The following is a 14,434-nucleotide window of genomic DNA, read 5'->3' on the forward strand; positions in this document are numbered from 1 at the left end:
AACTTTTATGATATAATTTAAAAAAGTCGTTCAATCTAATTCTATGAAGAAAAACATTAAACGACTTATAGATATTGTATAATTATTATTTATTCTTCTTCTTCACTAGCTGCTTTAGCTTGTTCAGCAACTGCTTTTTCATCAGCTTTAGCGGCATCTTTATCAGCTTTTTCAACTTTACGTGCATTTAAACCGTTAGTAACGGCTTCTGTAACGTGTGTTAAAATTTTATCGATAGATTTAGAAGCATCATCATTTGCTGGTATAACGTAATCTACTTGACGTGGATCTGAGTTAGTATCTACCATTGCAAAAATAGGAATGTTTAATTTCTGTGCTTCTTTAATCGCGATATGCTCACGTTTAATATCTACAACAAACAAAGCTGCAGGAAGACGTGTCATATCTGTAATAGAACCTAAGTTTTTCTCTAACTTAGCTCTAAGACGGTTTACTTGTAAACGCTCTTTTTTAGATAACGTTAAAAAGGTACCATCTTTCTTCATTCTATCGATAGTAGCCATCTTTTTGATCGCTTTACGGATAGTAATGAAGTTCGTTAACATTCCGCCAGGCCATCTTTCTGTGATGAAAGGCATATTAATGTTACCCGCTTTTTCAGCTACGATGTCTTTTGCTTGTTTTTTTGTAGCAACAAATAAGATTTTACGACCAGAGGCTGCAATTTTAGCAAGAGCTTCTCCAGCTTCTTCAATCTTAGCTGCTGTTTTGTATAAGTTTATAATGTGGATGCCATTACGCTCCATATATACGTAAGGAGCCATATTAGGATCCCACTTACGGGTAAGGTGACCGAAATGTACACCTGCTTCAAGTAATTCTTTTACTTCTACTGCCATTTTGTAATAGTTTACGTTCTGTTGAATTAGCAATAATTAAGTGGTCTTTTTACAAATCGCCTTAAATATTTAGATGCTAAACTAAATCCTGTCTTTTGGACTAGGACAACAATAACTAGTTATTTTTTGTTTTGAACCCAATTAAGAATAATCGATAAACGATATCCCCAAAGGAATTGAGGATATTAACGTTTAGAGAATTGGAATTTCTTACGTGCTTTTTTCTGACCGAATTTCTTACGTTCAACCATTCTAGGATCTCTAGTTAATAAACCTTCAGGTTTTAAAAGACCTCTGTTTTCGTCATTTAACTCACACATTGCGCGAGAAATGGCTAAACGGATAGCTTCTGCTTGTCCTGTAACACCACCACCAAATACATTTACATTAATATCAAAAGTAGTTTCGTTTTCCGTTAATACTAACGGTTGCTTTACTTTGTATTGTAAAATTGCAGTTGGGAAGTAGTTTGCTAATTCTTTTTTGTTAATCGTTATTTTACCTTCTCCTTGAGATAGGTAAACACGAGCAACAGCCGTTTTTCTACGACCAATTTTGTGTAATACTTCCATTACTTAAATTCGTTTAAGTTAATTGTAGCTGGCTTCTGAGCTTCGTGAGCATGCTTTGTTCCAGTAACAACAGTTAAATTTCTAAAAAGACTTGCTCCTAACTTGTTCTTAGGTAACATTCCTTTTACAGATTTCTCTACTAATCTTGATGGATCTTTTCCAAATAATTCAGTAGCAGTTAAACTTCTTTGACCACCTGGGTAACCCGTGTGACGAATGTACGTTTTGTCATTCCACTTGTTTCCTGATAAGTTGATTTTTTCCGCATTGATAACAATTACGTTATCACCACAATCAACGTGTGGTGTGAAGCTAGGCTTGTGCTTTCCTCTTAAAAGTTTTGCAACTTTAGAAGCCATACGCCCTAATGTTTGACCTTCAGCGTCAACTAAAACCCACTGTTTATCTACAGTTGCTTTATTGGCTGAAATCGTTTTGTAGCTTAATGTGTCCACAGTTATTAATATTTTTTATTAAACATTCCTCTCTTTAAAAGAGTTGGCAAATTTACGATTATATATTTGATTACCAAATAGTGTACGTATATATTTTTAATAACTCTGTTGATATCTTTCTATCATCCCTTCCCGCATTTAAGGAAATCGCTATGCTTTTGGTGTAAAAGTAGCGCTCCCAATATGTTTTTTTATCTATTAGAGTGTTGTTTTTTTATTTAATAGTAACCTCCAGCAGTGTTGCGGGGCCTTTATGGGCTTCATTAGAGATATAAAGAAGCCCGTCTTCACTAAATGTAATTCCTTCTGGTTGTGGAAATTCGTCTTTGTTTAATCGAATCACTTTTTTTATGTCACCTTCGGGAGTGAATATAACTAATTTTGGGTGTTTTCCTTCTAAAATATAGATGTCCTTGGTCTCTGGATGTATCGCTGCATCTGATGGATTGAACGTTTTTTCTGCTTTCTTCTTTCTAAAGGTGTTAAATGCTTCGGCGTTCATGTCTATTTTTAGAAAGGGTTGTACTCCACGAATTTTAGTTTCTAAATCTATTTCATAAAGCGATTTAAAGTTTTTATCTTTTAAACCTTCGTCTTTAGGTGCTGTAATTAAACGGTTTGTGTTGTTGTTATAGGTTAAGGTTTCCATATTATGTTTAATAGAAAACCCAGTACTGAAAGTGGTTACTTTTTTGTCTTGAGATTGAAAATCGGTAACTTCAAACAGGATGCCATCGCTACGCATTATGTACGCGTCTTTATTTACGATAGCAATACCTTCATAATCGCCAGGGCCAGCAAAATCTATCCTTTTAATAATACTTTTGCTGGTTATATCGTAAACATATATACTACCGTCTTCATCTTGAATGCACGCAAATGTAGCAGGGCTTAACCAAGCAATACCGCTAACTTCCTTCAGCGCTTTAGGAAGATTCCATGTGGTGTTTACAACGTAGTCTTTTTTGGGTTTAGAGTTTTTAGTTAGTTTATTCGTCTTTACTGTTTTAGTCGGTACTATGGGCATACTCGTATTGAAGGCAACGCCTAAACCAATAATGGCAATTGTTAAAAGTGCTACGAATAGATAACTTGATTTTTTCATTGTTCTTATTTTAAGTCCCGAAGATGTTTGCAAAAACTGAAAACAAAATGGAATTTTAAAGTATAATTTAAAGTTTAACTATTTTTTAGGGAAGGTAAGTTTAAAGATATGTGCGTCATTATAGTCGTAATTTAATTCTATAGCGTACTTAGTAGCAATCGCTTTCGCTATGGATAGCCCTAATCCCGTAGATTTTGTGTTAGTAGTCGTTTTCTTAAAACGCGTAAATAACAGATTTTGATCCAGTTGATGTGGCGTACCGTAATTTATAATACTCCACATATGCGATTGTATAGTAATAGTTATGGTATTATTCCGTTTACCGTGCACCAATGCGTTTTTCACTAAGTTCGTGAGCATTATAACGGCTAAATCTTGATTTATTTTAAAATTTAAATCGTTTGAAGCCTTAATTTGTAACCGCATATTTTTATGATTTGCTAAATCTTCAAAATCGGCTATTACCTTTTCAGTAAGGGTATTAAAAGGGATCGTTTCTACATTTACAAATTGTTGATTTTCGATTTTAGATAATAATAAAAGAGATTTATTAAGTCGTGTTAATCGGCCTAAATTATCTAAGGCGGTGCCTATGTCTTTCAATTGTTTATCGTTTAGCGGGGTGTTTTCTAAAAATAACTCCAATTTATTAATGGTTATTGCCAATGGTGTTTGTAATTCGTGCGCGGCGTTTTCAATAAATTGTTTTTGTGCACTATAACTATGGGTAGATTTTTGTAATAAAGTGTTCACTGCTGTATTTAGCAACTTAAATTCTTCAATATTAGATTTAGGAAGCGTTATAGGTGTATTGTCCTCGATTTTAAAGGTTTGTAATTGGGCAATTAAATGATAAAATGGTTTCCATAAGCGTTTCAATAATAGATTATTTAAAATTAAAATACTCAGAATTAAAATAACATACAATCCCAAGAGGTAAGTGATTAAGCTTTCAATCAAATCATCTTCCTCTACCATCGAAGTTATAATATCTAACTTATAATAGGCATTATTGTGTTTAATAGCGCTGCTGTAAATACGCATGGCTTCGAGTTCGTCTTCACTTTGCACGTATATTAGCGTGTCGCGAAAGTTTTCCTTAAAGTGTTTATGTTTTTTTTTGTTTATGGGAGTAAAAACGTGATTGTTTTTTTTAACATTGCGGTGCTCTATTATATTTGGCTCTGTTTTTAAACGACCTATTAAAATATCTTTCTGGTTTTCTAAGCCGTCATCTAGGCTGTCGTAAATTTCGTCAAGCATCGCATAATAAAATACAAATGCCCAAACCGTAATTAATGGTAGCAATAATATAGAGAGGTAGTACGTGGTTTTATTAAGTAGTTTCATTATTCAATATCTAATTTATAACCTACGCCATACACCGCTTCGACGTTAATAGTCGCGTGATTTAGTTTTTTTCGTAGATTTTTAATTTGGGAGTATATAAAATCGAAGCTATCGGCCTGGTCAATATAATCTCCCCAAACGTGCTCTGCTAAGGCCGATTTAGTAACTAAACGTGTTTTATTAGTAATTAAATACATTAAAATATCGTATTCTTTTCGGTTTAAAACAATATCTTTTTGGTTTATTGTAATCGATCGGTTTTCGGGGTTTATAGAAACATTGCCAATATCAATCGTTTTATTGCCATCAAAATTACGTCTGCGTAACACCGCTTTTACTCTGGCATGCAGCTCGGCCATATGGAATGGTTTTGGCAAATAATCGTCTGCACCCAAGTTTAAACCTTCTAATCTATCGTCTAACGAATCTTTAGCAGAAACAATTATTACCCCCTCATTTTTACCTTGTGCTTTAAGCTGTTTTAGTAACTCTAAGCCATTGCCATCTGGTAGACCAATATCGAGTAAAATACAATCGTAACTATAAACCCCAATTTTTAAACTAGCCTCTTTAAAGTGAGTGGTCGCTTCTACAATATACTTTTCGCGCTCTAAAGTTTCACGCATATTATTTAGCATTTCGCGTTCGTCTTCGATAATGAGGATTTTCATTGTATTATTAATTTTGCTACAACAATATACTGTAAATCTATAAAGACTTGGGAATTATAGTATTTTGAAATTTAGATTTTATTAACGTACCAAGGTCTGAAATTACCAATTCGTTACAGTATTAAGTGATTCATTTGCCGAGTAATTAATTTAAAAACAGATAAAGATGAAAAATTCGGTAATAGTAGTATTAGCCTTATTGGCAACAGCGACTCTAAGTGCTCAAGATTTAAAAATGACTGATTTGCCTGCAAATTTAACTAATAATTTCCAAAAAGTGTATCCTGGGGTGACCGATATTGAGTGGGAAATGGATGGAATGAATTATAAAGTGGAATTTGATGAAGGTAGTAATGAGCATGAAATTTGGTATAACACAAATGGAGATATTATAAGAATGGAGAGTGAAATGAATGCGACCCAATTACCAACAGCAGTTGCTTCTACATTACGCAGTAAATACGCCGACTACTCTATAGATTCTATAGAAAAAATTGAGAGTGCGGGAAACACCACTTATAAAGTAGAGATTGAAGAAGGTTTCTTTACAGAGAAAACAGTTGTTTTTGATGCAAAAGGAAATGTAGTGAGTGAAATGAATGACTAAAGGTCCCTTATAAATTAGACGTAAAGGGTTGGAAGGTATTCCAGCCCTTTCTTATTTTTTGTTGAAATGAGAAAGCACGTTATAAACCTTTTTAGTCTATTGAGCATTCTGAACGGGTTTGCGCAGAGATACTTTTACGATTTTTTTTTTTGAGCCTGAAGTAGGTGTTACTTAAGGTGTAAGCGAGGAGTATTCGCAAAGCTTTTATATGGAAAACAGAAGCTTTATTTATAAAAATAACACCTTTAATTTTGAAGGAAGGCAATTAGAGATCGCCCATTCTTCGAATTACGAGTATTAACAAGCACATAGTATAGGTATTGGTGTACAATACAGATTTAAAAAAACGTTTAAGAAAACTGAAAAAGATGAGTTTAGGCTAATGCAGCTTTACACGTGGCTAATAAATATAGGAGTTTTAACCTGAAAAACAGAATGCGAAACAAAATACAGTTGGCGAAACGAATTAGGAATAGCTTTTTATTTAAATGAAACCGTGTCTTCTTTTAAAGCTGAAACGGAAAGTTTATTAGGATGGTTAAAATTTGAAAAGCCTGAATCTGAAGAACGCCTATCTGGTGTTTTCGGTTGGCAATTATGCAGCTATATTGAGGCGATTGGTTTACAATATCGCCTTCCAAATGCTACCCAGTATTTAAGTCATGGATTCTTTTTGGTAACAGTAGTAGAGCTTACACGCTAGATACAGTCTTTTAAAAATAAAACGGCATCAGTATTTTACTACTGGTGCCGTTTTTTTATAGTGTAGAGACATTAAAAAACGGCTCTACTAAGTTTCAGTCTAAGAAAGTTCTTTTTCCTTTGCCTCTCTAATTAAATAACGCTCCTTACTATCGTCTAATTCGTCCATCCATTCAGTGTGGTGTTCTGCAGCAACAGTACCTGTAACAACACTTTTAAAGGTTTTATCGCGATACGTTAAGATGTTTTCACTCTTATCATTTAGCCACTCTTTAAACATAGCGGCCACTTTATTGAGATCAAAATCAGGATAATCAGATAGGTTAATCAGTTCTTGAATGTAATCTGTTTGAAAATCGACGTGGTCGACAGACGATTTTAACTTATCGTTTTTTTCTAACCAAGAATCAATATCTTTTCTACGCTCTTCTTTATTAGGTATTTCGAAACGGTTCATCATATAATCTCTAGCTAACCAAGCCTGCGTATCGAACATATTAAACGTGTAATATTGATCTTGCATTCCTAAATAAATAAGTTGAGGCACTTCGTTAAAAAAGATCCCTTTATACAAATTGTCTGGATACAGATTATTTGTTGTTTTTAAACGTAATTCGTCTGGTAAAAACGGGAATTTATGTTGGTAACCCGTACATAAAATCACAGCGTCGAAATTCTCTGAATGTCCGTCCTTAAAATGTGCTGTTTCGCCATCAAAATGAGTTAATAAAGGTACTTCTTTAACCCCTTCTGGCCAGTCTACACCAATAGGGCTGCTTCTGTAACTTAAAGTTACCGATTCGGCTCCGTGTTTATGACATTGAATTCCGATATCTTCAGCCGAATAACTACTTCCTATTAGTAAAATATTCTGATCTTTAAATTGATCGGCACCTCTAAAATCGTGAGCGTGCATTACATTCCCAGGGAAATTTTCTATCCCTTTAAAGTGCGGCATATTTGGTGTTGAAAAATGACCTGAAGCTATAATTAAATAATCAAATTCTTCAGAATACGTTTTATCATTTTTTAAATCGTCTAAAATAATGGTAAATTTCTTGGTGTCTTCATCAAAACTTACCCAGCGTGCAGTGGTATTAAAACGAATAAAATCTTTTGCGTTACTTTTATTTATTCTTCCTTGAATATAATCGAAAAGCACTGGTCTTGGTGGATACGAAGAGATTGGTTTTTTAAAATGCTCATCGAAAGAATAATCAGAAAATTCTAAACACTCTTTTGGTCCGTTAGACCAAAGGTATTTGTACATACTACTATGAATAGGTTCTCCGTATTTTCCAACACCCGTTCTCCAAGAGTAATTCCACATGCCACCCCAATTTTCTTGTTTTTCAAAACAAACAATTTCAGGAACGTCAAACCCTTTTTTCTCTGCCGCTTCAAAAGCTCGTAGCTGTGCTAGACCACTAGGTCCAGCTCCAATAATACCAATACGTGTATTCTTCATAAAGTTGTTATATAATGTTATTTGAGAGTGTATGTTTCACAACATAAAATCTATAAATTAATGATGGGTCTTTTTTCGATCTAAAAAAAGGAAAGGCCTTACTGCTCTTTTAAAGGAGTAAAAGCCTCTGCTAAAAAGTTGATTTATTCCAGAATTTGTATATAAATTCAAGAGGCGATAAGGTACGGTTTTTTGAGTGTAATTACAAATAGACCATCTTTACTGTTTAACTTAGTCTTTCGAGCGCTATAACTGAGGTTATAAAAGTTTTATGTTGTCTATAAAAGATGTCTATAAAAGGGTTTTGTCTAAAAAATTGTTCTCAAAACGAAAAAAGGCATAGTTTTAGCGTAGTACTATAATAACGAAGCGATTTAACTGGTTATAGGTAGGGGGATAAAAAAAATCTTACATTTTAATGTAAAAACACTATCTTATCCCTAAAAAAAAGTGGGTGCTATATTCTGTAATAGCTGCGTTTAGATAGCGTAAATATTGAAAATATAGTTTTAAAACAAATAATACATTATGAAACAAATACTTGCTCTTTTAGGCTTACTCTGTTTTAGCATGCAGGCTCAATCTCCAGAATTAGCATTAACAATTACCAATATACAGTCTGTAAAAGGAACTATTGAGATTGGTGTGTTTAATACGCACGATAATTATTTAAAAGAAGGTGCGGCTTATAAAAACTATTCTATAGTGGTTACAGACAATAGCGAGACTATTATTATAAAAGACTTACCTAAAGGAGAGTATGCTATTTCTATGTATCATGATAAGAACTCAGACGATAAATGCAATAAAAATTTTCTTGGGATACCTAAAGAAGCTTTTGGATTTTCTAATAATATCATTCCTAAATTTTCCGCACCATCTTATGAGGATTGTAAATTTGTATTAAACGACAATGAGAAAATGGATATTAAACTAACTGCGTTTTAACTAAATTTTTCGAAAAAAAAGGCTACAAACGTAAATTTGTAGCCTTTTTTAAGAGGCCTAATAGGCGTCTTACAATTTTCTCATTTAATCCGTATAGACTATTCCACCGTTAAAATTAAATCATCTTGCATAACCATAGTGCCTTCTTTTAAAGTTATAGATTTTACTTTTCCGGTTTTAAAAGCGGTAACAGTAGTTTCCATTTTCATAGCTTCTATTATAAATAAGGGATCATTCTCTTTTACGTGTTGCCCTTTTTTTACTAATACTTTGGAAAGTGAGCCTTGTAAGGGAGCACCAATCTGACTTGAATTTTCCGAATCTATTGTAACGTGTTCTTCTTTTTTAATGTTTAACGATCGGTCTAAAACTTCAACAAATCTATTCTCACCATTCACACTAAAAAACACAATACGAATACCTTCTTCATTAGGGATTCCAACCGAAAGTAATCTAACAATAATTGTTTTACCCGGTTCTAACTCAATAAGTGTTTCTTCGCGCTGTTTCATTCCATAGAAGAAATTCTTAGTGGGAACAAGTGCTAAATTGCCGTATAACTTATAATTTTCGTGAGCTTGTTCAAATACTTTTGGATATAACGTGTAAGATAAAAAATCTTCGATTTCTAGTGCGCGGGTAAATCCTTTTTGAAATTTCTTTTTAAAGGTTTTGTATTCTATATCAAAATCTATGGGTTCTAAATGTGCATTTGGTCTATCTGAATACGCTTTGTGATTTTTTAGAATTATTTTCTGTAACTTTTCAGGAAATCCACCGGCTGGCTGACCTAGATCGCCTTTAAAGAAACTGATCACCGATTCAGGAAATGATAACTCCTCACCGCGCTCCATAACATCTTGAGGTTTTAAATTGTTGGTTACCATAAAAATCGCCATATCACCAACCACTTTACTACTTGGCGTCACTTTTATTAAATTACCAAACATCAAATTCACTTCAGCGTACATTTTTTTCACCTCTTCAAAGCGATCGCCTAATCCCAAAGCAATTGCTTGCGGTCGTAAATTAGAATATTGTCCGCCAGGAATTTCATGTTTGTAAACTTCGGCTGTCCCGGCTTTTAAACCAGATTCAAAAGGGTAATACATTTCACGGGTATCTTCCCAGAAATTCGAAAATTGATTTAACGTGTCCATATCAAAGACATGGGCGCGTTTTTCATATTTCATCATTTCAACAATAGCGTTAAAGTTGGGCTGAGATGTTAAACCTGATAATCCCCCTAGAGCGACATCTACAGCATCTACACCAGCTTCAATAGCCTTTAAGTAGGTAGCCGACTGCAATGAAGACGTATCATGTGTATGCAAATGAATAGGCAGATTAACGGTGTTTTTTAAAGCGGTAACCAATTCTGTAGCCGCATACGGTTTTAATAATCCTGCCATATCCTTAATAGCAATCATATGGGCGCCCGCATTTTCAAGATCTTTCGCTAATTGGGTGTAATATTTTAAGTTGTATTTAGTTTGCTTTACATCAAGAATATCACCCGTATAACTAATAGCGGCTTGGGCAATACCACCCGTTCTATCGCGAACATAGTTGATACTTGGTTCCATAGCCTTAACCCAATTTAAAGAATCGAAAATTCGGAATACATCGACGCCATTTTCCCACGATTTTTCTACAAATTTCTCTATTAAATTATCTGGATAAGCTTTATATCCAACCGCATTACTACCACGAAGTAGCATTTGGAATAGAATATTTGGCATCGCTTTTCGCAATTCGCGTAAACGCGTCCAAGGACTTTCATGTAAAAAACGTAAACAGACATCGAAGGTTGCACCTCCCCAAACTTCCATACTAAAAGTGTTAGGATGGTTTTTTGCATAACTCTCTGCTACTTTCATCATGTCAAAGGTTCGCATACGGGTAGCCAATAACGATTGGTGCGCATCGCGCATCGTAGTATCTGTATAGTGGATTTTAGTATCGTTTTTAAGCCATTCACAGAATTTCTCTGGTCCTAATTCCGTTAGTAGATCCTTTGTACCTTTTGGATACGGATCTTTGACATTGAATTGCGGAACTTTTGGGTTTCTAAAAACTTTATTATCATCTTTAAATTTAACATCAGAATTACCGTTAACAATTACTTCGCCTAAAAATTGTGTTACTTTCGATGTACGATCTTGTGGTAATTTAATTTTGAATAGGGAAGGTGTATTCTGAATAAAATTAACGGTTACACCACCCGCTTTAAAGGTGTCATGTTGTATAACATTCTGTAAAAAGTGAATGTTGGTATTTACGCCGCGAACACGGAATTCTTTTAAGGCACGAACCATTTTTCGGATAGCACCATCTAAGGTTCTACCTTGAGCAGATACTTTTACTAGCATAGAATCGAAAAACGGACTCACACTATAGCCTTGGTAAATACTTCCGGCATCCAGCCTAATACCCATTCCTGCAGCACTCCTGTAGGTGGTTATTGTACCGTAATCTGGGGTAAAATTATTTGATGGATCTTCTGTTGTTAATCGACATTGTAAAGCAAAACCATAAGTGGCAAGCTTGTCTTGTTCGTAAATTTTAATTTGTTGATCCGATAGCTTGTAACCACCAGCAACAAATATTTGAGTTTTCACCAAGTCAATTCCCGTTACCATTTCAGTAACCGTATGTTCTACTTGAATCCTTGGATTAACTTCAATAAAATAAACGTTATCCTCTCTATCGACTAAAAATTCGACGGTTCCAATATTGTTATAGTTTACTTCTTCGGCAATTTTAATAGCATATTTGTATAACGATTGCTTTACTTTTTCTGAAACATTAAATGATGGCGCTATTTCAACAACCTTTTGATGACGTCGTTGTACAGAGCAATCACGCTCAAACAAATGGCGAATATTTCCATGATTATCAGCAACTATTTGCACTTCGATGTGTTTTGGATCTTCTACATATTTCTCAAGAAACATAGTGTCATCACCAAAAGCATTTAAAGCCTCGTTTTTTGCAGACTCGAAATGTTGTTCTAAATCTTCGGTTTTATGTATAATTCGCATACCGCGACCACCGCCACCAGAAGCCGCTTTTAGCATTAAGGGAAACCCGATCTCTTTGGCTTCAGAGAGGGCTGTTTTTAAGGAGGTTAGTTTCTTTTTATTACTTTCTATAACTGGAACATTACACTTTACAGCTATTTTTTTTGCGGTAATTTTATCACCCAAAGCGTCCATAACTTCAGGGGTAGGTCCAATAAAAATAATGCCGTTTTGAGCACATTTTCTAGCAAACTCTGAATTCTCTGAAAGAAAGCCATAGCCTGGGTGAATAGCATCAACGTTTTTAGATTTTGCAAGTTCAATTATTTCGTCGCTGTCTAAATAGGGCTTTAAAGGGTCGTTGTTTTCACCTATTTGGTAGGATTCGTCCGCTTTATTTCGGTGTTGAGAATACCGGTCCTCATAGGTGTAAATTGCAACCGTATCTAGGTTTAATTCGGTGCAGGCGCGTAAAATACGTATAGCAATTTCTCCTCGGTTGGCAATTAATACCTTTTTAATTTTCATTTTTATTAGTTTTATTTAATGATATATGGGTTTTCATTTTTGTAATTTCTAACAATAAAATCGATTGCATTTTCTAACAATTCACCCATATTTTTAGATTTTTTAAAGTTAACATCACCAACAAGATCAAATAATCCTGCTTTTAGTTGTTTTATTTTAGCAGGTGTCGATATATTATCTTGTTTCATACATCTTAAAAGATGTTCCAAACGTTCATGCTCAACAGTAGCACGTTTGGCGAGTAAAGAGCGTTCTTCTATTTCGTATTGATCTATAGATTCGGGCGCTAAAACCTCCAAGCTTAATTTTACAAGTGCATTGTTTTCTTTTAAAAATTGTGGTTTGTAAACTTTAGGGTTGCCTTCATAGCTTTGCTGATCGAAATCTACAGCACGAAGTCGGTATTGAACGCGATCGAAATCTTGCGTAATAACGATAACATAATTATAAGAACGCATATCGGCCAAAAGACGCACAAAACAACGCTCGTTAAATTTAACAAATTCCTTAGCAAGAGCTCGTTTATCTTGGTCAGGGAGTTTTTCTAAATGCTCACTAATAAAAGTGTCACCAGCAATGCCAGAGATGTGTTCTTCTATTAACGTATCTTCATGAACCAAAAAAGTAATATGATTTGGCGATAGCAAGTGTTCCAATTCTAATCCGTAAATTCTAGAGGCATCTGCTTTTTTTACATACAGATATAAATAATTGTCGTTTAATACATTTCTTACCTTAATTCGAAACGGCTTAGTGTTTCCAAAGGTGCAAAAATCAATACTGTCAATGCTTAAATAAGGTATAATACGATCGCTTCCATCGGAATGTAAAATGGAATACATTTGTTTAAGACTGTATTCTATTTCGTCTCGCTCATGCTCTGCAAAATACGTGCGTATCCAAAGTGTATCTTTATCATTTTTATCCATAATGTCAATAGCGCCTTGAAAGCGCAGTAAATCATCATAAAAGATAGGGATTTTGATGTTTCTACCTTGCGCAGTTAGGTACTCCGACAATAAAGGCGTGATAGGGAAAGCAGGTTTTTTTTTCGAGATTAGTTTTTTATCCACGGTGTTTTAGCTAATCGTTCGAAGATAATTTTTATATTACTTAAAAGCAATAATCTGTCCTCAAAATAAAAGAACTGTTTTATAAGTTACTCTAGAAGTGACTGTTGTTCTAAACCTTAAAAGCATAAGGTTATATTAATTTTAAAATTTTAAAAAGTACTAATCAGCCGCTGCCGTTTAACGTTTTTTAATAACAAATTTTGGAGTTTATACTAAAAGTTTGTTCACGCCGGTATTAATGCTTAGGCGCCTCTGGTAAATTTGCATGTGGTGTTATAACTTTTTTTCTGAATAGCTATTATACTAAATCCTTTGTTTAACCTTATTTTATGTTCACCTTTCTTTAAAAAGGAAAATAATTGTTATAAATACAGTAATTAGACGGCGATTTTGTAAATAAAAAAAAGGCCGTAAATACTAATTTGCAGCCTTTTTTGGGTGTTAAAGTTACTTTTTTAATGAGATCACACTCTAGAATTGCGTTTTTTCATCTTTTTGTCTTCCAATTTTTTTAGAATTTTTTCTTGTTTCTTCGCGTTTAATTCTGCTTTTGTTAGCTTTTTTCTTAAGACAGCCATACTATAATTATTTTAAATTTATTATAAAAAGAACATCGCTTAAACTACAATTAAATACACAATTTTAAATGCGAGTGAAGGTCTTCAATATGTTTTAAATTGAATAGCTTCTGAAATAAATAGTGTAAAAGAGTTTTTCAGGCACACTCGTTATGCCTGATTAATGCAGGAAGATAAGTTTGCGTTTTTTAGACCAAGCAAAATAATAAAAAGAACAAAACACTCTAAAGATTAGCGGCTCGTAAAAGCTATGTGAGTGAATTGTTTTTAAGTGATACATCTTAGTGTTATAAAAAGGATTTATTAGTGCTAAAAGGTAAACATAGCCATAAAACTCTGGCTAACCTAATTTAGTAGGTTAGTTTTGAGTTCTTTAGCTAGTTATAACACTTATTAACAAAGAGATAGGCTTTATTTTGCATTTAAAACAACGGGGTCATAGTATTTAAAACAGATTAAGCGGCGTGTTTAAATTCCTTTTAAAGTGTTAAAAA

General features: G+C 33.9%; 12 protein-coding genes. 3 read left to right on the forward strand and 9 right to left on the reverse strand.

What is annotated here, in order from left to right:
- Window positions 1-89 precede the first annotated feature (89 nt).
- The 6 genes from rpsB to ES677_RS10140 all read right to left on the reverse strand — a co-directional run bounded on the left by rpsB (window position 90) and on the right by ES677_RS10140 (window position 5,013).
- Window positions 90-860, reverse strand: coding sequence for a 30S ribosomal protein S2 (rpsB, locus tag ES677_RS10115; RefSeq protein WP_148381174.1), 771 nt, complete (start codon window positions 858-860; stop codon window positions 90-92).
- A 185-nt stretch (window positions 861-1,045) separates the two neighbouring features.
- Complete coding sequence (gene rpsI / locus ES677_RS10120; protein ID WP_148369547.1) at window positions 1,046-1,432, reverse strand: 30S ribosomal protein S9; 387 nt, start codon at window positions 1,430-1,432, stop codon at window positions 1,046-1,048.
- Window positions 1,432-1,887, reverse strand: a complete 456-nt coding sequence (gene rplM, locus ES677_RS10125) for a 50S ribosomal protein L13 (protein ID WP_148369548.1) — start codon at window positions 1,885-1,887, stop codon at window positions 1,432-1,434. Before rplM ends, rpsI begins: the two co-directional genes overlap by 1 nt.
- Window positions 1,888-2,101: 214 nt before the next feature.
- On the reverse strand, window positions 2,102-2,992 hold the full coding sequence (locus ES677_RS10130; protein WP_148369549.1) for an SdiA-regulated domain-containing protein: 891 nt from the start codon (window positions 2,990-2,992) through the stop codon (window positions 2,102-2,104).
- 78 nt (window positions 2,993-3,070) lie between these two features.
- Entirely contained in the window at window positions 3,071-4,342 is a 1,272-nt protein-coding gene (locus ES677_RS10135) for a sensor histidine kinase (protein WP_148381175.1), read from the reverse strand.
- Window positions 4,342-5,013 (reverse strand): response regulator transcription factor, encoded by a 672-nt coding sequence (locus ES677_RS10140; RefSeq protein WP_148369551.1) that lies wholly within the window; start codon window positions 5,011-5,013, stop codon window positions 4,342-4,344. Before ES677_RS10140 ends, ES677_RS10135 begins: the two co-directional genes overlap by 1 nt.
- 166 nt (window positions 5,014-5,179) lie before the next feature.
- Here ES677_RS10140 and ES677_RS10145 point away from each other — a divergent pair, with 166 nt between their 5' ends.
- Both ES677_RS10145 and ES677_RS10150 read left to right on the forward strand, forming a co-directional pair.
- Window positions 5,180-5,620 carry a PepSY-like domain-containing protein gene (locus ES677_RS10145; RefSeq protein ID WP_148381176.1) on the forward strand — a complete coding sequence of 147 codons (441 nt, stop codon included), beginning with the start codon at window positions 5,180-5,182 and terminating at the stop codon, window positions 5,618-5,620.
- 496 nt (window positions 5,621-6,116) lie between these two features.
- A complete protein-coding gene (locus tag ES677_RS10150) occupies window positions 6,117-6,323 on the forward strand; it encodes a hypothetical protein (RefSeq protein ID WP_148381177.1) in 207 nt (68 codons plus the stop codon).
- Between the two features lie 99 nt (window positions 6,324-6,422).
- Here the strand turns inward: ES677_RS10150 and ES677_RS10155 are convergent, their stop codons facing one another.
- Window positions 6,423-7,790, reverse strand: coding sequence for an NAD(P)-binding domain-containing protein (locus ES677_RS10155; protein WP_148369554.1), 1,368 nt, complete (start codon window positions 7,788-7,790; stop codon window positions 6,423-6,425).
- Between the two features lie 528 nt (window positions 7,791-8,318).
- Here ES677_RS10155 and ES677_RS10160 point away from each other — a divergent pair.
- Window positions 8,319-8,738: a DUF2141 domain-containing protein gene (locus tag ES677_RS10160; protein ID WP_148381178.1), complete on the forward strand. Its 420-nt coding sequence runs from the start codon at window positions 8,319-8,321 to the stop codon at window positions 8,736-8,738.
- A gap of 98 nt (window positions 8,739-8,836) precedes the next feature.
- On the opposite strand, the gene ES677_RS10165 is transcribed toward ES677_RS10160, so the two are convergent.
- Window positions 8,837-12,289, reverse strand: a complete 3,453-nt coding sequence (locus ES677_RS10165; RefSeq protein ID WP_148381179.1) for a pyruvate carboxylase — start codon at window positions 12,287-12,289, stop codon at window positions 8,837-8,839.
- A gap of 11 nt (window positions 12,290-12,300) precedes the next feature.
- Window positions 12,301-13,362, reverse strand: coding sequence for a hypothetical protein (locus ES677_RS10170; RefSeq protein ID WP_148381180.1), 1,062 nt, complete (start codon window positions 13,360-13,362; stop codon window positions 12,301-12,303).
- Window positions 13,363-14,434: the final 1,072 nt, after the last annotated feature.

Source organism: Bizionia gelidisalsuginis (assembly GCF_008086185.1).
Lineage (GTDB): Bacteria > Bacteroidota > Bacteroidia > Flavobacteriales > Flavobacteriaceae > Bizionia > Bizionia saleffrena.